General features: G+C 59.9%; 21 protein-coding genes and 1 pseudogene. 13 read left to right on the top strand and 9 right to left on the bottom strand.

The window, feature by feature from the left end; all coding sequences use genetic code 11:
* On the top strand, nucleotides 1-216 hold a 216-nt coding region (locus BSG20_RS37020), incomplete at its 5' end, for a hypothetical protein (RefSeq protein ID WP_210216955.1).
* Between the two features lie 439 nt (nucleotides 217-655).
* On the opposite strand, the gene BSG20_RS20085 is transcribed toward BSG20_RS37020, so the two are convergent.
* From BSG20_RS20085 to BSG20_RS20045, 8 genes are all read right to left on the bottom strand, one after another.
* Nucleotides 656-961 carry a hypothetical protein gene (locus BSG20_RS20085; RefSeq protein WP_244541251.1) on the bottom strand — a complete coding sequence of 102 codons (306 nt, stop codon included), beginning with the start codon at nucleotides 959-961 and terminating at the stop codon, nucleotides 656-658.
* A 609-nt stretch (nucleotides 962-1,570) separates the two neighbouring features.
* A complete protein-coding gene (locus BSG20_RS20075; protein ID WP_072369837.1) occupies nucleotides 1,571-3,007 on the bottom strand; it encodes a DUF6880 family protein in 1,437 nt (478 codons plus the stop codon).
* 216 nt (nucleotides 3,008-3,223) lie between these two features.
* Nucleotides 3,224-4,000: a crotonase/enoyl-CoA hydratase family protein gene (locus BSG20_RS20070; protein WP_072369850.1), complete on the bottom strand. Its 777-nt coding sequence runs from the start codon at nucleotides 3,998-4,000 to the stop codon at nucleotides 3,224-3,226.
* The gene (locus BSG20_RS20065) at nucleotides 4,000-4,887 is read right to left on the bottom strand and encodes a hydroxymethylglutaryl-CoA lyase (RefSeq protein WP_072369853.1); all 888 of its coding nucleotides are present in this window, start codon (nucleotides 4,885-4,887) and stop codon (nucleotides 4,000-4,002) included. Before BSG20_RS20065 ends, BSG20_RS20070 begins: the two co-directional genes overlap by 1 nt.
* Entirely contained in the window at nucleotides 4,884-6,869 is a 1,986-nt protein-coding gene (locus tag BSG20_RS20060; protein ID WP_072369856.1) for an acetyl/propionyl/methylcrotonyl-CoA carboxylase subunit alpha, read from the bottom strand. Before BSG20_RS20060 ends, BSG20_RS20065 begins: the two co-directional genes overlap by 4 nt.
* Before the next feature lie 7 nt (nucleotides 6,870-6,876).
* The gene (locus BSG20_RS20055) at nucleotides 6,877-8,484 is read right to left on the bottom strand and encodes a carboxyl transferase domain-containing protein (RefSeq protein ID WP_072369859.1); all 1,608 of its coding nucleotides are present in this window, start codon (nucleotides 8,482-8,484) and stop codon (nucleotides 6,877-6,879) included.
* A gap of 35 nt (nucleotides 8,485-8,519) precedes the next feature.
* Complete coding sequence (locus BSG20_RS20050; protein ID WP_072369863.1) at nucleotides 8,520-9,683, bottom strand: isovaleryl-CoA dehydrogenase; 1,164 nt, start codon at nucleotides 9,681-9,683, stop codon at nucleotides 8,520-8,522.
* A 456-nt stretch (nucleotides 9,684-10,139) separates the two neighbouring features.
* The gene (locus tag BSG20_RS20045) at nucleotides 10,140-10,454 is read right to left on the bottom strand and encodes a DUF6074 family protein (protein ID WP_072369866.1); all 315 of its coding nucleotides are present in this window, start codon (nucleotides 10,452-10,454) and stop codon (nucleotides 10,140-10,142) included.
* 235 nt (nucleotides 10,455-10,689) lie between these two features.
* Here BSG20_RS20045 and BSG20_RS20040 point away from each other — a divergent pair, with 235 nt between their 5' ends.
* From BSG20_RS20040 to BSG20_RS19995, 11 genes and pseudogenes are all read left to right on the top strand, one after another.
* Entirely contained in the window at nucleotides 10,690-11,334 is a 645-nt protein-coding gene (locus BSG20_RS20040) for a lysophospholipid acyltransferase family protein (RefSeq protein WP_072369869.1), read from the top strand.
* On the top strand, nucleotides 11,331-12,281 hold the full coding sequence (locus tag BSG20_RS20035; RefSeq protein ID WP_072369872.1) for a phosphatidate cytidylyltransferase: 951 nt from the start codon (nucleotides 11,331-11,333) through the stop codon (nucleotides 12,279-12,281). The genes BSG20_RS20040 and BSG20_RS20035 overlap by 4 nt, the downstream gene beginning before the upstream one ends.
* A pseudogene (locus BSG20_RS20030) lies at nucleotides 12,278-12,671 on the top strand (hypothetical protein). Before BSG20_RS20035 ends, BSG20_RS20030 begins: the two are co-directional and overlap by 4 nt.
* Nucleotides 12,668-13,321: a CDP-alcohol phosphatidyltransferase family protein gene (locus tag BSG20_RS20025; protein WP_072369876.1), complete on the top strand. Its 654-nt coding sequence runs from the start codon at nucleotides 12,668-12,670 to the stop codon at nucleotides 13,319-13,321. The pseudogene BSG20_RS20030 and the gene BSG20_RS20025 overlap by 4 nt, the downstream one beginning before the upstream one ends.
* A 436-nt stretch (nucleotides 13,322-13,757) precedes the next feature.
* The gene (gene kdpF / locus BSG20_RS20020) at nucleotides 13,758-13,847 is read left to right on the top strand and encodes a K(+)-transporting ATPase subunit F (RefSeq protein ID WP_072369879.1); all 90 of its coding nucleotides are present in this window, start codon (nucleotides 13,758-13,760) and stop codon (nucleotides 13,845-13,847) included.
* Nucleotides 13,848-13,907: 60 nt separating this feature from the next.
* The gene (gene kdpA, locus BSG20_RS20015; protein ID WP_072369882.1) at nucleotides 13,908-15,611 is read left to right on the top strand and encodes a potassium-transporting ATPase subunit KdpA; all 1,704 of its coding nucleotides are present in this window, start codon (nucleotides 13,908-13,910) and stop codon (nucleotides 15,609-15,611) included.
* A 7-nt stretch (nucleotides 15,612-15,618) separates the two neighbouring features.
* Nucleotides 15,619-15,774 (top strand): hypothetical protein, encoded by a 156-nt coding sequence (locus tag BSG20_RS36550; protein WP_167371533.1) that lies wholly within the window; start codon nucleotides 15,619-15,621, stop codon nucleotides 15,772-15,774.
* Nucleotides 15,775-15,815: 41 nt separating this feature from the next.
* The gene (gene kdpB / locus BSG20_RS20010; RefSeq protein WP_072369885.1) at nucleotides 15,816-17,903 is read left to right on the top strand and encodes a potassium-transporting ATPase subunit KdpB; all 2,088 of its coding nucleotides are present in this window, start codon (nucleotides 15,816-15,818) and stop codon (nucleotides 17,901-17,903) included.
* 12 nt (nucleotides 17,904-17,915) lie between these two features.
* Nucleotides 17,916-18,485, top strand: a complete 570-nt coding sequence (gene kdpC / locus BSG20_RS20005) for a potassium-transporting ATPase subunit KdpC (protein WP_024313256.1) — start codon at nucleotides 17,916-17,918, stop codon at nucleotides 18,483-18,485.
* A 62-nt stretch (nucleotides 18,486-18,547) separates the two neighbouring features.
* Nucleotides 18,548-21,256, top strand: a complete 2,709-nt coding sequence (locus tag BSG20_RS20000; protein ID WP_072369888.1) for a sensor histidine kinase — start codon at nucleotides 18,548-18,550, stop codon at nucleotides 21,254-21,256.
* Nucleotides 21,253-21,957: a response regulator transcription factor gene (locus tag BSG20_RS19995; protein WP_072369891.1), complete on the top strand. Its 705-nt coding sequence runs from the start codon at nucleotides 21,253-21,255 to the stop codon at nucleotides 21,955-21,957. Before BSG20_RS20000 ends, BSG20_RS19995 begins: the two co-directional genes overlap by 4 nt.
* A 6-nt stretch (nucleotides 21,958-21,963) precedes the next feature.
* Here the strand turns inward: BSG20_RS19995 and BSG20_RS19990 are convergent, their stop codons facing one another.
* Nucleotides 21,964-22,746, bottom strand: coding sequence for a class I SAM-dependent methyltransferase (locus BSG20_RS19990; protein ID WP_072369894.1), 783 nt, complete (start codon nucleotides 22,744-22,746; stop codon nucleotides 21,964-21,966).
* A 343-nt stretch (nucleotides 22,747-23,089) separates the two neighbouring features.
* On the opposite strand from BSG20_RS19990, the gene galE reads away from it, so the two are divergent.
* Nucleotides 23,090-24,073 (top strand): UDP-glucose 4-epimerase GalE, encoded by a 984-nt coding sequence (gene galE / locus BSG20_RS19985; RefSeq protein WP_072369897.1) that lies wholly within the window; start codon nucleotides 23,090-23,092, stop codon nucleotides 24,071-24,073.
* Nucleotides 24,074-24,212 lie beyond the last annotated feature (139 nt).

Genomic DNA, 24,212 nt, shown 5'->3' with positions numbered 1-24,212 from the left:
CAGGTGCTCAATGTGATCGGTCAGGGTCAAAGCAGCGTCGAAGCCTTCAGTGTGAATCGCATCCATCGTAGCGGTTCCATCGTGATTGCACACCTAAAGCTTTTACGCGAAGTCTGTCGAGAATACAATCAAGAGCTGGGCTTAATGCCCCGCTCGACTCGAATCCTTGAGGCCGCCGCGCGCCGTATCGTAGTCCACCATCGCATCACGGTGTAAACAGTTGTTCCAATTGATTTGCTCAACGATTTATACGGCTGCTTCTGGCGCGAAGCTGCCGAGGGATCGGCAGCTATCGGCCCGAAGCGCCATGGAACTCGCCACTTGCATCCGACAAAGCCAAGGCCTCAATCGCAACCGAATGTTGAGGCTCAAGCGACAAACTCGCGCACTGGACGCTGAGGTCTGGTATCGGTCGCGTCCGGCCGTTCCACTTTTGCGCGTCGAGAGGCGATATGAAACTTCGGTTGATTGCAGTATTTCTGATTATCTTGCCAACCGTTTTGACCGCGCAAGAACACAAGCGTCGAGGCTCAGACGTGTTAAGAGAATGCGTTTTTTCAACTCATTGAGCGCACATGTTAAAGCCGACCAAACAGGGCCACGCTGGCGGCGCTTCCGAGGTTGTTGGGCGCTACGCAAGCCGCTGCTATATGATTCAGCCGAAGCTCTCGACTGCCCTCTCGATCCCGGGCCGGGACTTCGCCAGGTCATCGCGGTTCATGACCGCCTTGATCTCAACACTGGCATCAAACGCAAGGAACCATGGCTCAGCAACGGCCGGTATCTCCGAGGTGTCCGTCATGTCGAAGAAAATAAGGCCCGTTCTTTTCCCGTCAAATTCCGTGAAGTAGGCCGCTTCGGGTTTGAGATCAGCAAGGATGGATTGAATCTTGGTGACGAGGCTGCCGTCTTTGATTGCTGCGTTTCCCTTGTCAACGGGAAGCGAAACTTTGAGCATCATTCGCATTTCTATCCTCCTTTTTCGTGCATATTTGGCTCTCAGCGACGCCTCATGCCCGACGAGCGGGTCGACGAGGCTGTGATTTACATTGCTTTAAGCACCTCAGCATATAAGAATACCATGAGATACGTCATCGCTGCGTTTATTCTGGCGTGCTTCGTTACCTGGGATTTTGCCGAGAAAAGGGGATCCCTCTCTTTGGCCGCTCTGGATACCATCACTCATTATGCGAAGCAGCCATCTCGCATTCTACAAAGGCTAGCGGCTCGATAATAAGTAGCGCGCGCTTCCCTATTACATACGCATCGGGATCTGGGAGATTTGGATTTTCTGACTTGCGTTCCGGATTTCTGCCGCCTCCATCAGCGCGCTGAATGGCCGCTGCTACAACATTGGAATAGTTCACGGTGAACAAGACTACCCGCGCTCGTGGCGCGAAGGGAGCTCGGGCTTTCGCCAAAGCTTTGATGCGCCCGGATAGTCCTTGGCTCACCTCCAGGGGGCGTCTGCGCAGGATCATCAACAGCGGTGGGAGATCATATGGCGATGATCAGAAATCTAAGAGGGCGCGCCTTGGCCCGTGGAGATGCAGATGCAGATGATCCTTCCTCACGGTGCTGCGGCCGTCCAGAATCCGGTCTTCTTCGCGTGCTTGCCCCTCAACTCTGCAAGATAGCCGGGATGTGACGTAAAAGTGTCGAAGTCGCTAATCTTCGTCGACAGTCGCTCACATTCAAAGAGGTGTCGCGCGGCAAAGCGATAGCGACTGGATTTCGCTCGATCGAGCGTAAAGTCGATCATAACCCGCAGGGCGATGGTCGCTGCCAACGGATACTTCTCCTGCAGATGCTCGGAGGCCGGTGTCAACAGTTCGTAGTGATCGCCATCAAGTTCGGCTGCACGCGTGCGAACGAGCGTCGCAGCCTTGTCGAGCGCCGGCCATGACACCAGGAAGGCGAGTGCTTGGTGGACATCCTGGAACCGGCTCACATAGTTCAAGGCGTTCTCTTCTGCTTCGAGATCATCGAAATCCGGTAGGCGCTTCAGAAAAGCTCGCAGGTGCCGCTCGTTCAGCGATTGTTCGAAGCACTGCCAGCGAAAGGCCTGCGCTTCGTCCCTCCGGCTGAGAGCTTCAAGCACATCGAGGCGGGCCTCTTCCCACTCGAACGGGGATGGTCTGCCCTTCATCTCAACGCGATTGATGGCATCCCATGCCTCTCCGGCCCTGTTCGCCTTCAGCAGACGCTGGGCAATTTCTGCCGCAATCATTGGCACGGATCTCGCCTGCTCGCCCTGCTGCGCGATGAAGGCATCAACATCACCCTGGGCATCGGCGATCTGCTCCAATGCTGACCTGATGGTTCTGTCGCGATGGCGGAGATTGATTTCGTCTTCGTAAACTGCACCACTGCTTCCCCAACCGATCACGACACGGGCTGCCTCAGCCGGCGTATCGACCGGCGCTTTTGCCCAATCGTCGAACAACGACTTCAGCCGATCGAGGCCTTCCGCACCCAGCGCTGGCGACAGAGCCTCGATCAGACGATCATACTGGCCGTAGTCATTGCCCTGCAACGCGCGAAAGGCTTGTTCCGCGAGCAGGCGCGGCTCCGGTTTTGCCGCCTTCGCTATCGTGCCCAGATCGACGCAGGTTTGATAAAAGACATCCATGATTGTGCCGTTGCCATCGTCGCATCGCTCGAAAATCGAACGCGCCAAGCCCATGAAGCGCCACATCACCTCCAGCGCCTCGTCCGGATCGCTGCTGGCGATCGTATCAACGATCACGTGCCGCTGCGTCTCCAGATCCCTCTTCAAGGCCTTCACCCGGCGCCAGTTGATCACGGAGCGGGAGCGCTCGATCGATGAAAGCCGCTTTGTTACTTCCCTTGCAACTTCAGCGCTGCTCTGCTTTCCGGCGAGTTCGATCCGCAGCCGTCGCTTGTGCGCTGCACTGCCAGTGCTGATTTCGATCAGAAGCTCTGCAAGCCGCTGCGCGCCGAGTGCTTCCAGGTTCTTCGCATTCAGGGTGGTCTTCGCTGCCATCGATTGTCACTGTCTGTTTTAAGTCGACTTTACTTGGCCAAGCGCAGAAGTCCAAGGCTGTAGCTGTCGGCTTGCATCAGCTGCATTGTCGCGAATACTCGACCTTCAACATGAGGTGAGGAGCGAAATGGCGCTCACACAGGGCACGGAAATCCGAATTGGACGAGCAACTCTCAACTTGACGCCAAGTTCTTCCGTTGCAGTCGAACCTGCCCGCTATGAATTCGAACGCCGCCTTTCGAAGAAAGCGGAAATGCCGGCCTGTGCCTCGTCCGTCTCCCAGCTGTCCGCGAGCTGAGAAATCACGCTCTCGACGATCTCGTCCGTGATGGGCGAGGCGAGAGAACGCACCAGGGCCTTGGCGCGTGCTGCAGCCTGCGGCGAGGCCGCAATGAATTCGTCGACCTCCCTGTCGACGGCGCGATCGAGATCGGCGGGAGCGACAATGGAAGCGACCAGACCGATCGACTTGGCATGGGCAGCGTTAAACGTTCGACCGGAGACGAATAGGGACCGCGCTGCAGAACTGCCGATCCGCGCTACGACATAAGGGCTGATCGTTGCCGGTATTAGCCCAAGCCGGACTTCCGTCAGGCCGAAACGCGCTGCCTCCGAGGCAATCACGGTATCGCAGACGCTGATCAACCCGAGACCGCCGCCGAAAGCGCTCCCGTGGACGCAACCGATAAGCGGCTTCGGCAGCTCGTTCAACGCCTTGAACATCATAGCCAGTCGTCGCGCTTCCGCAATTCTCTCCGCCCGGCTCGCCTGGAACTGCGCTTTCATCCACTCCAGATCGCCCCCTGCACAGAAGCTCTTGCCGGCCCCGGCAAGCACGATGGCGCGAACCCTCTTATCCGACCCAAGTGCGCTTGCGGCCTCGGTCAACTCGTCGATCATCTCGGCGGACATTGCATTGTGCTTGTCTTTGCGGGCAAGCGTAAGCCGCGCGACACCGCGTTCGTCGATCGAGATCATCAGCGTTTCCGGCATTATCCTTCGCTCCTGAGGCCCTGCGCAAAACGGGCGGCCCGTTCCAGCTTCTCCGCCGAGAGCCCGGTCCGGTAGCCCTTACGGGCAAGGAACTGCGCGACAGCCAAAGTATCGACGTTGCCCTTGGCCCCCGGCGCATAAGGGCAGCCGCCCAATCCGCCGACCGACGCATCGAAAACCCGCAGCCCGTGCTTTAACGAAACGTCGATGTTTTCGAGGGCCCAGCCGTCGGTGTCGTGGAAATGACCGGCAAGCATCGTCGCCGGTGCAAAGGAAAGGACCGTCACCAGCATCTGGTCGACCTCGTCAGGGCGTCCTCGGCCGATGGTATCGCCGAGGCTGATCTCGTAGCAACCCAATGCATGCAGGCTCTCGACGACCCGCGCCGCCGCATCGGGCGAAACGGCCCCCTCATAGGGACATTCGACCACGCAGCTGACGTAGCCGCGCATAGGGACGCCGCGCGCAAGGCTTGCTTCGGCAACCGGCTTGAAACGTTCGATGCTCTCGGCGATGGAGCAGTTGATATTCTGCTGGGAGAAGCTTTCTGAGGCAGACGCGAAGATCGCGACTTCGTCCGCGCCCGCCGCCATTGCAGCCTCGAAGCCTTTCATATTCGGCGTCAAAACGGCGTAGCGGACCCCCGGTCTGCGCTTGATACCGGCCATCACCTCGGCGGCATCAGAAAGCTGCGGCACCCACTTCGGGCTGACAAAGCTCGTCGCCTCGATCCGCTCGAAACCACATTCCGAGATCATGTCGATCAGGGCGATCTTCGTCGCCGTCGGGATCAGATCCTTCTCGTTCTGGAGACCATCGCGAGGCGCCATCTCGACGATCGACACGTCCCGCGGCAGCAATGAAGATTCTCCGGCCTGCACAATCACGTCTCCTCTACCCGCAGGGTCAGAAGTACCGCGCCTTCGTCGACCTGCTGCCCTTCACTCACCTCGACGGCTTCCACCGTTCCATCGCGGGCTGCGACAAGCGTGAGTTCCATCTTCATGGCCTCCATGACCACAAGCGCGTCACCCTCGGAGACTTCCGACCCCGAACTCGTACGCACGATCTTGATAAAGCCCGGCATCGGCGCGATCAGCCTGTTGCCGTCAGCCACATCCGTCGCATTGAAATCGAGCGGGTTGCCGAGATGAAACACATGCGTTCTATGATCCACGCTGACAACCAGATGATGCGCCGCCACACTCGCCTTGACCTGCACCTGCCGGCCATCGACCTCCGCCCTGCATCCGTCATCCTGCCGGCTGACGATCTTCACGGGAATGACTCGCCGGCCATCGTGCACCGCAAAGAAATCGAATCCCTTCGCGGCAACCCGCAGCGTTGAATGCCCGCCCTGGTAGGTTAGCACCACGATACGCTGCATTTCGCTCCAAAGCTGCCAATGCCCCAGCGTCAGCCATGGGTCGCCATCCGATGATTGCGGAAGCGCGCCCAACGACAGGACGGCGGCAAGCGCAACGACGGTGTCCACCGGCGGCTCGATAGCGGTCAGCGATCGAAGGTTGCGATCGATCAGCCCGGTATCCGGATGGCCAGCGGTAAATTCCTCCTGTGCGCTCAGTCTGGCGAGAAAGTCGAGATTGGTGGTGACGCCGACGACATGCGAGCTCTGCAAGGCTCTGGTCAGTCGCAACAGCGCGACACTCCGACTTGGCCCGTGCACGACCATCTTGGCGATCAGAGGATCGTAATGAGCGGAGACCGTGTCGCCGGGACGGATCCCGGCATCGATCCGCGCCGTAACGTCAGGAAAATCTAGACGCCTGATCGTTCCCGTCGCGGGCAGGAAACCCTTGGCCACATCCTCGGCATAAATTCGCGCCTCGAAGGCCCAGCCGTAGATTTCCAGCTCCGACTGCTTCTTCGGCAGGGCTTCACCAGCCGCCACGCGGAATTGCCACTCGACCAGATCGACCCCGGTGATTGCCTCAGTGACGGCATGCTCGACCTGAAGGCGGGTATTCATCTCCATGAAATAGAAGCGATCCGGCCAGAGGCCGTTTGACACATCCGCGATGAACTCCACGGTGCCGGCACCACGATAGGAGATGGCACGCGCCGCGCGCACGGCCGCCTCGCCCATGGCACGGCGCATCTCTGGCGTCATACCAGGCGCTGGCGCCTCCTCGATCACCTTCTGATGGCGGCGCTGGAGCGAGCAATCGCGCTCGAAAAGATGAACGACGTTGCCATGCCGATCCCCGAAGATCTGAACTTCGATGTGGCGGGGTCGAATAAGGCACCGCTCTATCAACACGGCATCATCACCGAAGGCGGCCATTGCCTCCCGTCGTGCGGCCGCGAGCGCCTCTGGAAAATCCTCTTCGCTGTCGACCCGCCGCATTCCCTTGCCACCGCCGCCGGCGCGGGCCTTGATAAGGACAGGGTAGCCGATCAAGGTCGCCTGATCGGCCAGAAACCCGTCGTTCTGTTCCTCGCCATGATAGCCCGGGACAACCGGGACCCCGGATTGGTCCATCAACGCCTTTGCCGCATCCTTCAATCCCATGGCGCGAATGGAAGAGGCCTGCGGTCCAATGAAGACGATGCCCGCGGCCTCGACGGCTGCTGCAAAATCGGCATTCTCGGACAAAAACCCGTAACCGGGATGAATGGCTTCAGCGCCGGTCCGTTCCGCCGCAGCCAAGATCCGTTCGATCGAGAGATAGCTTTCCTGTGCGCTGGCGGAGCCTAAGCGGACGGCCTCATCGGCCATCTCGACATGCAGCGCCCCGACATCGGCATCCGAATAGACCGCCACTGTGGCAATCCCCATGCGCCTGGCAGTTCGAATCACCCGACAAGCAATCTCGCCACGGTTTGCGATGAGAATTTTCTGGAACATCGCTACCTCACATCCGGAATAGGCCGAAGCGCGTCGCTTCAATCGGTGCATTCAGCGCCGCAGACAGCGAGAGACCGAGCACATCGCGGCTCTTGGCTGGATCGATCACCCCATCATCCCAAAGGCGCGCCGACGCATACAGCGGATGGCTCTGCCGTTCGAAGAGATCGAGCACGGGCTGCTTGAAAGTAGCCTCCTCCTCCGGCGTCCAGGGGGTGCCGGCGCGGGAAAGCGCTTCTCCCCGCACGGTCGCAAGGACACCGGCCGCCTGCTCTCCACCCATGACCGAGATGCGGCTGTTCGGCCATGTCCAGACAAAGCGCGGCGAGAAGGCGCGCCCCGCCATGCCGTAGTTGCCCGCACCAAAGGAACCGCCAACCAGCATCGTCACCTTCGGCACACCAGTCGTTGCGACCGCGGTAACGAGCTTGGCACCATTCTTCGCGATGCCTTCCGTCTCGTATTTGCGGCCAACCATGAATCCGGTGATGTTCTGCAGGAAGACGAGCGGTATCCTGCGCTGCGAGCAGAGCTCAACGAAATGGGCACCCTTCAGAGCCGACTCCGAGAACAACACACCGTTATTGGCGACAACGCCAACGGGAATACCGTGGATATGGGCAAAGCCGCAGACCAACGTCGTCCCATAGCGTGACTTGAACTCATCGAAGCGGGAGCCGTCAACGACACGAGCAATGACTTCGCGCACGTCGTAGGGCACGCGCAGATCGGCGGGGACGATACCGGCAATTTCGGCCGGATCAAACAGCGGCGCTTCGACCGGTTGCCGCTCGATGCCGCGAACCTTGCAGCGATTGAGGTTGGCGACAGCGCGCCTCGCCAAGGCCAGTGCGTGGGCATCGTCACGAGCAAGATGGTCGGCAACGCCGGAGAGCCTTGTGTGCACATCGCCACCGCCGAGATCCTCCGCCGAAACAACTTCGCCGGTCGCGGCCTTGACCAATGGAGGACCGGCAAGAAAGATCGTCCCTTGGCCTTCGACGATGATCGCCTCATCGGACATGGCAGGCACATAGGCGCCACCCGCCGTACACGAGCCCATGACCACGGCAATCTGGGGAATTCCCGCTGCCGACATATTTGCCTGATTGTAGAATATCCGGCCGAAATGATCGCGATCCGGGAACACCTCGTCCTGGTTCGGCAGATTCGCGCCGCCGGAATCAACCAAATAAATGCAGGGCAGGTTGTTCTGGGCGGCAATTTCCTGCGCTCGCAGATGCTTCTTCACCGTCAGTGGAAAGTAGGTGCCGCCTTTGACGGTCGCATCGTTGCAGACGATCATGCAATCGCGCCCCGAGACGCGGCCGATGCCGGTAATCAGGCCTGCAGCCGGCGCTTCGTTGCCATACATTCCGTGGGCCGCGGTCAATCCGACCTCGAGAAACGGTGTGGCTGGATCGAGAAGGCCCGCGATGCGATCGCGCGGCAGCATCTTGCCGCGGGCGACATGACGCTCACGCGCTGTCGCTCCGCCGCCGTTTGCGGCACTCCCAGCCGCCTCCTCGATGGCACGGATCGCTTCGGCCATCGCCGCGCGATTTGTCCTGAAACTCTCGGAGTTCGTCGAAATCTGCGACTTCAAAACCGTCATTTGTCACCAGGATGGTTGTCGGATGAACTGTCAGATCAGGCCGTCTCAGCAAATAGCTCGCGGCCGATCAGCATGCGTCTGATTTCAGAGGTTCCGGCACCGATCTCGTAGAGCTTTGCGTCGCGCAGCAGCCGGGCGGCGGGATAGTCGTTCGTGTAGCCATTGCCGCCGAGCGCCTGGATCGTCTCCAGGGCCAGAAGCGTCGCTTTCTCGGCGGCATAGAGGATACAGCCGGCAGCATCCTTGCGTGTCGTCTCGCCACGATCGCAGGCAGCCGCCACCGCGTAGACGTAGGCACGCGCCGTGTTCATGGTCACGTACATGTCGGCGAGCTTGCCCTGCATCAGCTGAAACTCGCCGATCGCCTGACCGAACTGCTTTCTCTCATGAAGATAGGGCACGACGACATCCATGCAGGCCGCCATGATGCCGATCGGCCCAGCGGAAAGAACGACGCGCTCATAGTCGAGTCCCGACATCAGAACGCGTGCACCACCGCCAACAGTATCGAGCACATTTGCCTCGGGAACCTCACAGTCCTCGAAGATCAGTTCGCAGGTGTTGGAACCACGCATGCCTAGCTTGTCAAGCTTCGGGCCGGTTGCAAAGCCCTTGAAGGCCTTCTCGACGAGGAAGGCGGTGATGCCGCGCGGTCCTGCTTCCGGGTCTGTCTTTGCGTAGACCACCAGCACATCGGCATCCGGGCCGTTGGTGATCCACATCTTACTGCCGTTGAGAACGTAACTTTCGCCTTGCTTCTCCGCCCGAAGCTTCATCGAAACGACGTCTGATCCGGCGCCTGCCTCCGACATCGCAAGTGCGCCGACATGCTCGCCGGAGATAAGCTTGGGCAGATACCGCGACTTCTGCTCTGCCGTTCCATTGCGGCTGATCTGATTGACGCACAAATTGGAATGGGCGCCGTAGCTGAGCCCGACTGAGGCCGAAGCGCGGCTAATCTCCTCCATCGCGACGCAATGGGCCAGGTATCCTAGGCCGGCGCCGCCATAGGCCTCCTCGGCCGTGATCCCGAGCAGCCCCATGTCGCCCATCTCGCGCCAGAGCGGCGTCGGGAAACGGTTGCTGCTGTCCGTCTCGGCTGCGAGCGGCGCAATACGCTGCGTGGCAAAGCGTCGAACGCTGTCGCGAAGCGCCTCGATCTCGTCGGCCAGACCAAATCTCAAACCACCTGAATACATGCCTTCCCTCCCAAGTCCGGCGCGCGGTTGGCGCAGCGTCCGGCATGCGTGTGTCGTTATTCTCCCGTCATTGTTTTTCACGCGCGTATCTTGTCGGCAGCTCCTCCACTACCGGTCGGCTCGATAAATTTCGTTGAAGAACGCGAAAATGGCAAGCATTTCCGATCGGCCGGTCCGTCCTGACCGCCAGTTTGCTCTGGTGGATCTTCGATAGATCTTCCGCCCGCATCTGCCCTTCCTTTCGAGATAGGCGACGACTCGAATACCCACGCGGTCTTTGGAAACCCGCGCAATATGAGGATGCTAGCACCGGGCGCGCGGAATTTCTGAACCAAGAAGGCCCGTCTTGCGCAAAGTATGGAAAAGAATTGGCCGCCGGGACGACACGTTCGCCCGATCGGGCCGCCCGATGAAGTCAGGCAACCCAATAGGCGGCAAGCGTCGATGGCTATGAGATTAGCGCTTTATGGCGCGGCCGCTGCGGCTTTCGGAGAGCGCCCGCACCTGATGGCGGCGGACGAGCTCGGCCTGTACCTCAGCCTGAAATGTCATGACCTGGTCGCGGACCTCAGCTTCGGAGCAGCCGAGCAACGTCAGCTCGTGCGCCAGCCGGCGGCATTCCGTCTTCCAGAAGCGCACTGCGTCCTCACCGTGGCTACGATCCAACTCGGCCGCACACCGATCAATGTCACCGGCACGCGAAGCGACCGGGAAAATAACGATCTCGCTTGTCGTCATTGCTTGCAGAGTTTTGTTTGACTGTACTGGCATCGACTCGTTCCGTTGTGTCCGACTCATTCCTAGCCGACCATGGTTAACGCTTTCCCCATCACGTCAGGCGAACGCATCACTTCGGCTCACCGCAAGTCGCATCAGCCGTCGCTGATACGCTCAGACGCGGGCACTTTGAGCGCCGTCTTCCGCCACAAGCAGGACTTCCTAACCGTCAAAAATGCCGCTAGGCTTCTGTAAGCTGCTTTGTCGATGCAGCGGGGGGCTGAAATCGGTGAGAAGTGTGATCGCGAAGCCTGTCGCGGCGGCCATCGTAGTGTTCGCCCGTGCAATTACTGCAGTGCGCGCCATCTGGCCGAATGACGGTATTCCCGAGGGGCAATGTGTTTATTTTGCCAATCATTCCAGCCATGGCGATTTCATTCTGGTCTGGGCCGTCCTGCCGCCGAGTTTGAGACGCCGAACACGCCCTGTTGCTGGCGCGGAATATTGGCTGAAATCGTCGATCAACCGTTTCATCGGCCGCGACGTCTTCGACGCAGTGCTTATCGAGCGGGATCGCGACAAGCGCACCCGCGATCCGATTGAAGTCATGGCCGAGGTGGTCGATTCCGGGGCGTCGCTGATTCTCTTTCCCGAAGGCACGCGCAACCAGACAGAGGCGCCGCTGCTGCCATTCAAAAGCGGGCTTTTCCATCTCGCCTCGACCCGGCCGGGCATTCAGCTCGTACCGGTCTGGATCAACAATCTCAATCGCGTCATGCCAAAGGGCGAGATCGTCCCGATTCCCCTTATCTGTACCGTGACCTTCGGCAACGCCATGCAAATCGAAACCGGCGAGAGCAAAGAAATCTTCCTCGACAGGGCGCGCACGGCACTGCTTGATCTGTCACCAAAACACCCAGGCGGTAACGAATGAATGCAGCAAACTCCGACCTGTGGACGCTTGTCCTTGGTATCTTCACGCTCCTCGTCGTTTCCTCGGCCATTGGCTACCTGCTGCAGCGACGCCTGCCCGCCGGTAAGTCAAATGCCGCAATCGAAAACCTGAACGCGCGCATCAAGGCATGGTGGATCATGGTCATCCTGATCGGCCTTGCCTTTCTCGCCGGTCGGATCGGCGTGCTGCTGCTTTTTGGCTTCTGTTCTTTCGCGGCGTTGCGCGAGTTCATTACCCTGACCGACACGAAACGCGCCGATCATTGGGCGCTCGCGGCTGCCTTCTTCATCGTGCTGCCGATCCAGTATTGGCTGCTGTGGGAGAAGCAATACGGTATCTTCTCGATCTTCATCCCAGTCTATGCGTTCCTGCTGATGCCGATCATCTCCGTGTTGCGCGGCGATACCGAGCGTTTCCTGATACGCATTGCCGAAGTGCAATGGGCACTGATGATCTGCGTATTCTGCGCCTCACACGTTCCGGCATTGCTGACGCTGACGATCCCGGGCTACGAAGGCCGCAACGTTCTTCTGATCGCCTTCCTAGTGATCATCGTGCAGCTGAGCGATGTCCTGCAATATGTCTGGGGCAAGCTGCTCGGTCGAACCAAGATCGCGCCAAGCCTGTCTCCGTCAAAGACTGTGGAAGGCTTTGTCGGCGGCGTGGTCAGTGCGACGTTGATCGGCGCCGCCCTGTGGTGGATCACGCCATTTACGCCGTTTCAAGCTGGGGTCCTGGCCTTCATCATCACGATGATGGGCTTCTTCGGCGGTCTCGTCATGTCGGCAATCAAGCGAGATCGCGGGGTCAAGGACTGGGGCCATCTGATCGAAGGTCACGGCGGGTTGATCGATCGGCTCGACTCCGTTGTGTTTTCCGCGCCGATCTTCTTCCACATTGTCCGCTATTGGTGGTCGACCACATGATGGCACCCGTTCGCCGGCTTGCTCAAAACAGTGTGACGCACGTGCTTTTTCGCGTTTGTCGCCATGGGCGGTTGGGCGGTCCTTGCCAACAGCAATCACTCGGCGCAACGGGCGCTGCTGGCCGGCATTGTGCAGGGCGCACTCTCAGCCTGTCTCACCCTCTTTCTCAAGACGGTGATCGAACGGCTCTCGAAGCAGTTCAAAGGGGGCGCCGGTCTCTGGGCGCCACCGTTGATCGCATGTCTTGCCTCGACTGCCGTGCTGATCTCGATCCACGCATTGAGCGGCACGCCGGAGATTCTAAGAACCATCGCGGTTCCGCTGGCCGTCTCGACGAGCTACGCGGCGGTTTACAACTACTTTCTCTATCGAAAGAGGATCAGCGCATGAGGGAAACGGGCGATCGGCGGCCGCTGGCAAGCAGAGACACCCAATGGGCGCGGCGCATAGCACAATGGCTGGCGACGAGGTCGGTCACTCCGAACCAAATCTCTCAGGCAAGTATGGTCGCGGCGGCGTTGGCGGGCGGTTCGTTCTTCCTTGCCGGATCTGAAATGGGATGGGCGCGGGGTCTTCTCCTAGTGTTCGCGGCCGCCTTCTGCCAGCTGCGTCTCTTGTGCAATCTCTTCGATGGCATGGTTGCTGTCGAAGGTGGCAAGGGTGCAGCCGACGGACCGTTCTGGAACGAATTCCCCGACCGTATCGCGGATATCCTGATCCTGGCCGGTGTGGGGTATGGCATCGGATCGCCCGGGCTCGGCTGGGCAGCGGCGTCGTTTGCCGTGCTGACGGCATATGTTCGCGAGCTCGGTCGAGCAACGGTAACGGCGAGCGACTTCTCTGGCCCCATGGCAAAGCAGCACCGAATGGCGACAATCACGGCTGCAGCGGTTCTCTCCGTTGTCGAGCCACTTTGGAACGGGCACAACCAAGTCCTGGTCTCAGCCCTCTGGCTGATCGCCGTCGGCGCGGCGTTCACAGCCATGCGGCGGAGTAGAAACCTCGTTCGGAACCTGAAAGCGGGGCACACCCACAACTGACAGATTTCCTTTTGTCATCGTCAGGCGTACCGAAAAGCCCGAAAGTGCGCTTTGCAGCCGAATGGGCGGGCAATAGAACTACCGCGTCGCTTCTTCTTTTCCCCGAAGCGGCCCAGGACTAGCCTCGCTTCGGCGAGGCATTTTTCTTCCATCTGCATTTATAGGATTTTTATATCCGCGGCCCGCCGCCGATCTCGAACGCTTATGCGGTTCGCTCGCATATTAATGTCCGAGAGATCCAAGGATCATCTCCACGCCAGAAAGCATGAAAGGTGCCATCAGGTGGATGGCGCCCTTTGTCTTGTCTGACTCCAAAAGAACAACAGGAGTCAAGATCGATGATGGACATAGTTCTACTCGCGACAGCAATCGTATTTTTCGCCCTCTGCTTTGCTTACACCAAGGCCTGCGACCGGCTTTGACCGGAGGAAACGCCATGACCCTCGACTATATTCTCAGCGGTGCCGTCACCGTATTGCTCGCGGTTTACCTCACCTACGCTCTCATTCGCCCCGAGCGTTTCTAGCATCGCGCCTCTCCCATTGCGCGACAGGCGGAACCAATCGGGTATTGAAAGTTACCTCCCATGACCCTCAACGGATGGCTTCAGATTCTGCTCTATTGCGGGATCATCATCGTGCTCGTCAAACCGCTCGGCGGTTACATGACTCGCGTTTTCAGTGGCGAACGCACGTTTCTCTCACCGGTCCTCGTTCCGATCGAACGGGGACTTTACGCGCTTGCAGGCACCAGTGAGCGCGAGGACCAGCACTGGACTTCCTACGCATTTGCGATGCTGATGTTCAACCTGCTCGGCGTCGTCGTTCTCTATGCATTGCTGCGCTTGCAGGCTGTCCTGCCCTATAACCCGACCGGCATGGCTGCCGTCGGGCCGGAGCTTTCCTTCAACACCGCCACGAGCTTCGTCAGCAATACCAACTGGCAGAACTACGGCGGCGAAAGCACGATGTCTTATCTCAGCCAGATGGCGGGCCTAACCGTTCAGAATTTCGTGTCTGCCGCGACCGGTATGGCGATCGCGATTGGCCTCATCCGCGCTTTCTCGCGCGCTTCGGGCAAGGCAATCGGCAATTTCTGGGTCGATATGGTCCGCAGCACGCTCTATGTGTTGCTGCCGATCTGCATCGGGCTGACGCTGGTCTATGTCTATCTTGGCGTCCCGCAGACGCTCGGTCCCTATGTCGATGCAACAACCCTCGAGGGCGCCAAGCAGACAATCGCCCTCGGCCCGGTTGCCTCGCAACTCGCCATCAAGATGCTTGGCACAAACGGCGGCGGCTTCTTCAATGTGAACTCTGCGCATCCGTTCGAGAACCCCGACAACATCTCGAACATGATCCAGATGGTCTCGATCTTCGCAATTGGCGCCGCCTTCACCAACGTCTTCGGCCGGATGGTCGGCAACCAGCGCCAGGGCTGGGCCATTCTTGCAACCATGGGCATCCTCTTCATTGCCGGCGTGACTGTCACCTACTGGGCGGAAGCCGCTGGCAATCCGCTGATGCATGCCTTTGGCCTGCAGGGCGGCAACATGGAGGGCAAGGAAGTCCGCTTCGGCGTCGCCATGTCCTCGCTCTTTGCGGTGATCACGACAGCGGCTTCCTGCGGCGCGGTCAACGCCATGCACGGCAGCTTCACGGCGCTCGGTGGGCTCATTCCGCTGATCAACATGCAGCTCGGCGAAGTCATCGTTGGCGGCGTTGGCGCGGGCTTCTACGGCATCATCCTCTTCATCATCGTCGCTGTCTTCGTGGCAGGCCTCATGGTCGGCCGCACACCGGAATATCTTGGCAAGAAGATCGAGGCGAAGGAGATGAAGATGGCCGTTCTCGCCATCCTTTGCCTGCCGCTCGCCATGCTGGTCTTCACCGCGATCGCCAGTGTGCTGCCCTCCGCAGTCGCCTCGATCGGTACGGCCGGCCCGCACGGTTTCTCCGAAATCCTCTATGCCTATACGTCCGCTGCGGCCAACAACGGCTCGGCTTTCGGCGGCCTGACGGGTAACACTGCCTGGTACAACATCACGCTCGGTATCGGCATGCTGATGGGCCGCTTCCTGGTCATCGTTCCGGCTCTTGCGATCGCAGGTTCGCTGGTTACCAAGAAGACCGTTCCCGCCTCGGCAGGTACGTTCCCGACCGATGGCCCACTCTTCGTCGGCCTTCTCAGCGGTACGATCCTGATCGTCGGCGGCCTGACCTTCTTCCCGGCGCTGGCGCTTGGCCCGGTCATCGAGCACCTGGTCATGATCGCCGGCCAGACCTTCTGAGGTGAGCATGATCCTTCGTCACAGGCTTCGCAAATCCTTCAATCCACGTCCCGGTTCGCCGGGACGTGACAGCCAGCGGATGACCCATGCCTCCGACATCATTCTCGTGATGCTCGCCGGTCTCCTCGTCATCGTCGCGGTCCTTCGGATCCTACACGGTTGATCGCACAACGGTCGCCTTACTCTTTCAAGCTGGAGTCTCTTATGAGCCAGGCAAAATCAGCGAGCATCATGGATACTCGCATTCTCATTCCGGCCGTGGGCGCTGCCTTCAAGAAGCTGAACCCGCGCACCCTTGCGAAAAACCCGGTCATGTTTGTCGTGGCCACGGTTTCGGCGTTGACCACCCTCCTTTTCATCCGCGATCTCGTCACCGGCGGTGAAAATCTCGGCTTCTCCTTCCAGATCAACCTCTGGCTCTGGTTCACCGTGCTCTTCGCCAACTTCGCCGAAGCCGTCGCCGAGGGGCGAGGTAAGGCGCAGGCGGACTCGCTGCGCAAAGCCCGCACCGAGACCCAGGCAAAGCTGCTGACGGCCAATAACGGCACGGGCTACCGCCTAGTCCCGGGCACGAGCCTGAAGGTCGGCGATCTTGTCCTCGTCGAGGCTGGCGACATCATTCCCTCTGACGGCGAGGTGGTCGAAGGCGTGGCCTCGGTCAACGAGGCCGCAATCACCGGCGAATCCGCCCCTGTCATCCGCGAGTCCGGCGGTGACCGTTCAGCGGTTACCGGCGGCACACAGGTTCTCTCCGATTGGATTCGCGTCCGCATCACCGCCGCTGCCGGGTCCACCTTCCTCGACCGCATGATCTCTCTTGTCGAAGGCGCGGAGCGCCAGAAGACTCCGAACGAAATCGCGCTCAACATCCTGCTCGCAGGCATGACGCTGATCTTCGTACTGGCGACCGCCACGATCCCGAGCTTTGCAAGCTATGCCGGCGGGTCTATCGCAATCATCATCCTCGTCGCTCTCTTCGTGACCCTGATCCCGACCACGATCGGCGCGCTTCTTTCGGCGATCGGCATTGCCGGCATGGACCGTCTCGTACGCTTCAACGTGCTTGCCATGTCGGGTCGCGCCGTTGAGGCAGCCGGTGACGTCGATACGTTGCTCCTTGACAAGACGGGAACGATCACCCTCGGCAACCGTCAGGCGACGATGTTCCGCCCGGTTCACGGCGTTTCCGAGCAGGACCTCGCCGACGCGGCGCAGCTTGCGTCGCTCGCCGACGAAACGCCGGAAGGCCGCTCGATCGTCGTGCTTGCCAAAGAGATATACGGCATCCGCGGCCGCGACATGGCGAGCCTGAAGGCTACCTTCGTGCCATTCACTGCACAGACGCGCATGAGCGGCGTGGATGTCGAAGGCTCGTCGATCCGCAAGGGCGCCGTCGATGCCGTCCTTGCCTATGTCGGCGCCGCGCTTGTGCCGGTTTCGGGCAATGCGGCTGTCGCCATCCGCAGCAACACAGAGGTCATGCGGGAACTGCATGCCATCGCTGATGAAATCGCCAAGGCGGGTGGCACGCCGCTGGCTGTCGCCCGCGATGGACGCCTTCTCGGCATCATCCAGCTGAAAGATATCGTCAAGGGCGGTATTCGTGAGCGCTTCGTCGAACTGCGCAGGATGGGCATCCGCACGGTCATGATCACTGGTGACAACCCGATGACGGCGGCTGCAATCGCCGCCGAAGCCGGCGTGGACGACTTCCTCGCGCAGGCGACACCTGAGAACAAGCTGTCCCTGATCCGTGAGGAACAGGCAAAGGGCAAGCTCGTTGCCATGTGCGGCGACGGTACGAACGACGCCCCCGCACTCGCCCAGGCCGATGTCGGCGTCGCCATGAACACCGGTACAGTCGCCGCCCGCGAAGCCGGCAACATGATCGACCTCGACAGCGACCCGACGAAGCTCATCGAAATCGTCGAGATCGGTAAGCAGCTATTGATGACGCGTGGCGCGCTGACGACCTTCTCGATCGCCAACGACATCGCCAAGTATTTTGCCATTATCCCGGCAATGTTCCTGGCGTTCTATCCGCAGCTCGGCGTGCTGAACATCATGGGGCTCGCGACACCGCAGAGCGCCATCCTGTCGGCCATCATCTTCAACGCGCTGATCATCGTCGCGCTGATCCCCCTGTCGCTCAAAGGCGTGAAATACCGCGCGATCGGCGCCGGCGCGCTACTTTCCCGCAACCTACTCGTCTACGGCCTCGGCGGCATCATCGTCCCGTTCATCGGCATCAAGGCAATCGACATGGTCATCACGGCCATGGGTCTCGCCTAAGGAGTTGACATCATGTTGAAAGAACTTCGTCCGGCAATCGTTATGATCGTTGCCACCACGGCTATTACCGGCCTACTCTACCCGCTCGCCATGACCGGCGCCGCGCAAGCGCTCTTCCCGGCGCAAGCAAACGGCAGCTTGATAGAAAAGGACGGCAAGGTGATCGGTTCGACGCTGATCGGCCAGGCGTTCACGAGCGATAAATACTTCCACGGTCGTCCTTCTGCCGCGGGCGACGGATACAACGCCGCCTCATCTTCGGGCTCGAACCTTGGCCCGACCAGCCAGAAGCTGCTCGATCGCGTAAAGGCTGACTATGAGACAGCAAAGGCGACCAATCCGAATGCGGAGGTCCCGATCGACCTCGTAACCGCCTCGGGCAGTGGCCTCGACCCGCATATTTCACCTGAGGCTGCCTACTTCCAGATACCGCACGTGGCCAAGGCCCGCGGCACGGATGAAGCCAAGCTGAAGGCGATTGTCGATGCCGCCATCGATCACCCCGAACTCGGCATTCTCGGTGAAGCCACCGTCAATGTTCTGGCATTGAACCAGTCCCTTGATGCTTCTATGTCTCAGTAAGGTTGAAAACCCCGGGCGCCTGCGTGCGCCCGGGGTTTGCTCGTCAGGGAAAGATGACACGCATGCCGGAAGACGACCGCGACAAGCTCGGCAGGCCCTCGCCCGATGCGCTGCTTGAGAAGGCGCGTCAGGAGACCCGCGGCCGTCTGAAAATCTTCCTCGGCGCCGCGCCCGGGGTGGGCAAGACCTATGAGATGCTGGAATCGGGCCGCGCCAAGATCTCCGATGGCGTCGACGTGGTGATCGGCATCGTCGAGACCCATGGGCGCAAGGAAACCCAGGCGCTGGTCGACGGCTTCGAAGTCATTCCCCGCGTCAAGATCGACTACAAGGGCCGCCCTCTCGAGGAGATGGATATCGACGCCATCCTCGCACGCCATCCGAGCCTCGTTCTCGTTGACGAACTCGCACATACGAACGCCGAGGGTAGCCGTCATCCGAAGCGCTACGTCGACGTGAAGGAATTGCTCGACCGCGGCATCGACGTCTATTCGACTCTGAACATCCAGCATGTCGAAAGCCTGAATGACGTCGTCTCGCAGATCACCCGCATCCGCGTCCGCGAGACGGTTCCGGATTCGATCATAGACATGGCCGACGACGTCGAGATCATCGATCTGACGCCAGATGATCTGATCAAGCGACTGCATGACGGCAAGGTCTATGTTCCGAAGACTGCCGAGCGGGCTCTGACCAACTATTTCACTCCCGGCAACCTGACCGCGCTGCGCGAACTCGCATTGCGCAAAACCGCGCAGCGTGTCGACGACCAGCTTCTGACCCACATGCAAGCGCATGCCATCCCCGGTCCCTGGGCTGCGGGTGAAAGGGTTCTTGTGTCTGTCGATCAGCATCCGCGCTCCACCTCGCTGGTGCGCTACGCGTCTCGAATGGCTGCGCGACTGCGGGCGCCATGGGCTGCCGTCTATGTCGAGACCAACCGGGCGATCAATCTGACGGAGGCCGACCGCGACACGATTGCAGCCACGCTTCGGCTGGCTGAACAGCTGGGCGGCGAGGCAATCACCATTCCCGGCCGCGAGGTCTCCGAAGAGCTGGTCCGGCACGCCGCGGCCAACAATGTCACGCATATCGTCATCGGCGCACCCAGCAAGCCGTCGTGGCGTGACTGGCTGCACCGTTCCATAGCCGACGATCTGATCAGAAAGTCTGGCAATATCAGCGTTCACGTGATTTCGGGAAGTGAGAAGGAAGGGACATCCACGCGCGGCGTCAAAGCCGCTCCTTCTTTGCCAGCATTCAATATCCAAGCCTATCTCTCCGCCACCGCCTATGTTGCGATCGCGCTCATCGCCGGGGTCGTGCTCGATCAAGTTCTTGATGTCCGCAACCTTGCCCTCGTGTTCCTGATGGCCGTGCTGACCTCAGCCGTCATCCACGGCCTTCGTCCAGCACTCTACACCTGCATCCTCAGCGCGCTATCCTTCAATTTCTTCTTCCTGCCGCCCCGCTACACGCTGACGATCAGCGATCCGGAGAGCGTGCTTGCGCTGTTCTTCTTCCTGGGCGTCGCCGTCATCGCGAGCAACCTGACCGCAACGGTCCAACGCCAGGCCGCGGCGGCCCGGCAGCGCGCCCGAACGACGGAAGACCTCTACCTGTTTTCCAAGAAACTGGCCGGCACCGGCACGCTTGATGATGTTTTGTGGGCCACGGCATTCCAATTGGCCTCGATGCTCAAGGTGCGCGTCGTCCTTCTGCTTCCTGAAGAGGGCACCATCGCCGTTAAAGCCGGCTATCCGCCGGATGACACGCTGGACGAGGCAGACATTGCGGCCGCCCGGTGGGCCTGGGAGCATAATCACGCTGCCGGTCGCGGCGCCGACACCTTGCCCGGCGCCAAGCGCCTCTATGTGCCGCTGCGGACCGGACGCGCAGCCGTGGGCGTGATCGGCCTGGACAATGACCGACGCGACGGCCCGCTCCTGACGCCCGAGCAGCAACGGCTTCTCGACGCATTGGCGGACCAAGCGGCGCTGGCGATCGAGCGCATTCAACTCGTGGCAGATGTCGATCGCGCAAGACTTGCTGCCGAAGCCGACCGTTTGCGCTCTGCCCTGCTGACCTCGATCTCGCATGATCTGAAGACGCCGCTCGCGGCCATCCTTGGCGCTGCGGGCACACTCCGCGACTATCTCGATTCCATGTCTCAGGAAGATCGTGTCGATCTTCTTTCGACCGTCATCGACGAATCGGAGCGGCTCAACCGCTTTATCGCCAACCTGCTCGATATGACGAAGATCGAGTCTGGGGCGATGGAGCCGAACTATGCGCTGCACTACCCGGGCGACATTGCCGGCAGCGCGTTGCGCCGCGCCGACAAAATTCTCGCATACCACAAGACCGTGATGACAATTCCCGCAGACCTGCCGATGGTTCGCGTTGACCCCGTATTGTTCGAACAGGTGCTTTTCAATCTGCTCGACAATGCTGCCAAATATGCGCCGCAAGGATCATCGATCCGTATCGATGGGTGGGCGGACGGATACAATGTCATGATTCAGGTTTCGGACGAGGGACCGGGTATTCCGCCGGCTGACGTGGATCGCGTCTTCGATACATTCTATCGCGTGCGCAAGGGTGATCAGGTTCGAGCGGGAACGGGCCTCGGCTTGTCAATCTGTCGAGGTTTTGTCGAGGCGATGGGCGGCACGATCACAGCCGGAAATCGCTCCGATCGTTCCGGTGCCGCCTTCACCATCCGTCTTCCAACGCCAAATGAGATTCAGAAACTGGATGAGCTCCAATGACCGGTTCAGCCGTAAAAATTCTCGTCGTCGACGACGAGCCTCCGATCCGCAAGCTGCTTCGCGTTGGCCTCACTGCGCAAGGCTATGAGGTGCACGAGGCGCCGAACGGCGCTGCGGCCCTACAACAGGCGCAGGACGAGCCCCCTGATCTGATCGTGCTCGACCTTGGCCTGCCGGACAAATCAGGTCACGAACTGTTGAGGGAGTGGAGAGACGCGGGCCTTACCTTGCCGATCGTGATCCTCTCCAGCCGCACCGACGAAACGGGTATCGTCAACGCCCTCGAGGCTGGGGCCGACGACTACCTGACAAAGCCGTTTGGCATGAACGAACTCGGCGCCCGGCTCCGTGTTGCCTTGCGTCATCGGTTACAACAACAGGGTGAGCGGGCGATCTTTCAGGCCGGAGGCCTGTCCATCGACCTCGTCAAGCGCATCGTGAAAATCGATGGCAGGGAAATCAAGCTCTCGCCCAAGGAATACGACATTCTGAGGGTCCTCGCCCAGCACGCAGGAAAGGTCCTGACCCATCAATTCCTGTTGAAGCAGATCTGGGGACCGGCTGCCGACGTGCAGTATTTGCGGGTCTACGTTCGCCAGCTACGCCAAAAGATCGAACTGAGCCCGGACCAGCCGCAATACATCACCACGGAAACCGGTGTCGGATACAGGCTGAAAGAAGCAGACCCGCCGCCGGTCTAATTTGGTTCATCGGTAGGCACGCTCAGACAACGCACGCATGCCGAGCCCGACCATCACTTCGTAGGCGATGCGGCGGCGCATCGGATTGTGCAACCGGATCGCCGTCGAGCCGAGGAATTCGGTCTCAAGGTGATCGAATGCCTTGAGCTCGGGCGAAGTCTTGATCGTGCGCGAGTAGAACTCGTGGAACGCCTGGCGGCAAACATAGGTCTTATATTTCGTCAGGCAGAAAACCGAAAAGCGACCGGCCTCTTCACGCAGGAAGTCCGTTACCCCGGCGGTGACCTCCGGCCAAGCCGGATTGAAGGTGTCGTCGAAAACGATGATGCCATGCTCGGCAAGCGACGCGGCAGCAAGACGGCTATCGGCCTCGACGTGATGCAGCATGTGGCCGCCGTCGATGCTGAAGAAGCGGACCATGCCGGCTCGTTCGATAATGTCCTCGGCCCTGAGCAGCGTGCTGTCGCTCTTGATGACGCGCCCTCCATCCACGGAAAGGCCAAGTTGGCGACCCCCCGCCACGAAACGGTCATATTGCGCGCCACCGTGATCTGGCTTCACGATATCGAAGGGATCGATAGCCACGATCTTCTCCGCGTCTCCGCAGATTTTTCGCAACAGGAAGTAGGATCGGCCGTAGTAAACGCCTATCTCGGCTAGGCCGCCTTCCAAGGATGCCGCCTGCTGGGACCCCAAAATGGCGAGAAATACCAGCGCGTCAGGCGGATCAATGTATCCCTCGATCGCCTGAAGATCATGAAATATGAACTTTCTGATCGACGAAGTCATAGAGATACGCTTCCCGATTTATCGCAGATATTACCAGATTAAACTCCTCTCGCAGAAAATACGAATGTGAGTCAATTCTGTTTAAAATAATACAATAGAAGTATTTGGAAATATATTCTGTCGCGAGAACAATCCGAAAACCACGTCTACGTTACTTTGAGACCTGGCCGCTGCGGGTGTTTCACGAACAGTAAAGTCATCAGAAAAACTTCGGTCGAGCAATTTGCTAATGCCGTCGCCGACAAAATGAAGGCAACGCCCCTCCCCGCACGTTTCTTTCTTTTTCTCGCCATCGACCTGCCTTAAGTCTACCCTCATCCGAAACGGGAATTGAAGGTGGTGCATGGCAGGTGAAACGGTTCTGGTCGTGGGCGGCGCTGGGTATATCGGCTCGCACACGTGTCTCGATCTTGCGAACAAGGGCTTCAAGCCTATCGTTTTTGACAATTTCTCCAACGGACATCGCGAGTTCGTGAAGTGGGGACCTGCGGAAGAAGGCGATATTCGGGATCGCGCTCGTCTTGACGAGGTTCTGGCCAAGCACAAACCGGCCGCCATCCTGCACTTTGCCGCGCTCATCGAGGTCGGTGAATCGGTAAAAGACCCGGTTGCTTTCTACGAAAACAACGTCATTGGCACGCTGACGCTATTGGCCGCCGCTCAGGCGGCTGGCGTCAAGGCGTTCGTCTTTTCGTCGACCTGCGCAACCTATGGCTTGCCGCAGAGCGTGCCGCTCGATGAAACGCATCGTCAGGTGCCGATCAACCCATATGGCCGAACGAAATACATCGTCGAGCAGGCGCTTGCCGACTATGACAGGTACACGGGGTTTCGATCTGTCGTACTCCGCTACTTCAATGCAGCCGGGGCCGATTTCGAAGGTAGAATCGGCGAGTGGCATCAGCCGGAAACCCACGCCATACCGTTGGCGATCGATGCCGCCCTCGGTCGTCGTGAAGGCTTCAAGGTGTTCGGCACCGACTATGAGACGCGTGATGGCACCTGTGTCCGCGACTACATCCATGTGCTCGACCTCGCCGACGCCCACGTCCGCGCCGTGGAGCATCTGCTGCGGGGCGGGGAATCGATTGCTCTCAATCTCGGCACCGGCACGGGAACCACGGTGAAGGAACTGCTCAGCACGATCGAGCGTGTGTCGGAGCGGCCGTTTCCTGTGGAATATGCCGGTCGTCGCGAGGGCGACTCGCACACGCTGGTTGCCAACAATGACAAGGCGCGAGAGATTCTCGGCTGGACGCCGCAATATGACTTGTCTCAGATCATCCGCTCGGCGTGGAACTGGCACGCAAAATCAAACCAGCACTGAAATGCAACCATGACCGGTCGACCGAACACCCTGCTCATCACCGCGGACCAGTGGCGCTGTGACTGTCTGTCGGCGACCGGACATGCCTGCGTCGGGACGCCGAGCGCGTCACCACGCAACTCACGAAACGGGGTCAGCA

Origin of the sequence: Rhizobium tibeticum (genome assembly GCF_900110205.1) — a bacterium.
GTDB lineage: Bacteria > Pseudomonadota > Alphaproteobacteria > Rhizobiales > Rhizobiaceae > Rhizobium > Rhizobium tibeticum.
Note: the sequence above shows the minus strand (reverse complement) of the source record. Positions and strands in the feature narration are given on the sequence as shown.

What these genes read in the sequence shown, in the direction of transcription:
- BSG20_RS20085 (WP_244541251.1), bottom strand. Translation starts at nt 961, where the DNA reads ATGATGCTCAAAGTTTCGCTTCCCGTTGACAAGGGAAACGCAGCAATC.
- BSG20_RS20075 (WP_072369837.1), bottom strand. Translation starts at nt 3,007, where the DNA reads ATGGCAGCGAAGACCACCCTGAATGCGAAGAACCTGGAAGCACTCGGC.
- BSG20_RS20070 (WP_072369850.1), bottom strand. Translation starts at nt 4,000, where the DNA reads ATGCCGGAAACGCTGATGATCTCGATCGACGAACGCGGTGTCGCGCGG.
- BSG20_RS20060 (WP_072369856.1), bottom strand. Translation starts at nt 6,869, where the DNA reads ATGTTCCAGAAAATTCTCATCGCAAACCGTGGCGAGATTGCTTGTCGG.
- BSG20_RS20055 (WP_072369859.1), bottom strand. Translation starts at nt 8,484, where the DNA reads ATGACGGTTTTGAAGTCGCAGATTTCGACGAACTCCGAGAGTTTCAGG.
- BSG20_RS20050 (WP_072369863.1), bottom strand. Translation starts at nt 9,683, where the DNA reads ATGTATTCAGGTGGTTTGAGATTTGGTCTGGCCGACGAGATCGAGGCG.
- BSG20_RS20045 (WP_072369866.1), bottom strand. Translation starts at nt 10,454, where the DNA reads ATGCCAGTACAGTCAAACAAAACTCTGCAAGCAATGACGACAAGCGAG.
- BSG20_RS20035 (WP_072369872.1), top strand. Translation starts at nt 11,331, where the DNA reads ATGAATGCAGCAAACTCCGACCTGTGGACGCTTGTCCTTGGTATCTTC.
- BSG20_RS20025 (WP_072369876.1), top strand. Translation starts at nt 12,668, where the DNA reads ATGAGGGAAACGGGCGATCGGCGGCCGCTGGCAAGCAGAGACACCCAA.
- kdpF (WP_072369879.1), top strand. Translation starts at nt 13,758, where the DNA reads ATGACCCTCGACTATATTCTCAGCGGTGCCGTCACCGTATTGCTCGCG.
- kdpA (WP_072369882.1), top strand. Translation starts at nt 13,908, where the DNA reads ATGACCCTCAACGGATGGCTTCAGATTCTGCTCTATTGCGGGATCATC.
- BSG20_RS36550 (WP_167371533.1), top strand. Translation starts at nt 15,619, where the DNA reads ATGATCCTTCGTCACAGGCTTCGCAAATCCTTCAATCCACGTCCCGGT.
- kdpB (WP_072369885.1), top strand. Translation starts at nt 15,816, where the DNA reads ATGAGCCAGGCAAAATCAGCGAGCATCATGGATACTCGCATTCTCATT.
- kdpC (WP_024313256.1), top strand. Translation starts at nt 17,916, where the DNA reads ATGTTGAAAGAACTTCGTCCGGCAATCGTTATGATCGTTGCCACCACG.
- BSG20_RS20000 (WP_072369888.1), top strand. Translation starts at nt 18,548, where the DNA reads ATGCCGGAAGACGACCGCGACAAGCTCGGCAGGCCCTCGCCCGATGCG.
- BSG20_RS19995 (WP_072369891.1), top strand. Translation starts at nt 21,253, where the DNA reads ATGACCGGTTCAGCCGTAAAAATTCTCGTCGTCGACGACGAGCCTCCG.
- BSG20_RS19990 (WP_072369894.1), bottom strand. Translation starts at nt 22,746, where the DNA reads ATGACTTCGTCGATCAGAAAGTTCATATTTCATGATCTTCAGGCGATC.
- galE (WP_072369897.1), top strand. Translation starts at nt 23,090, where the DNA reads ATGGCAGGTGAAACGGTTCTGGTCGTGGGCGGCGCTGGGTATATCGGC.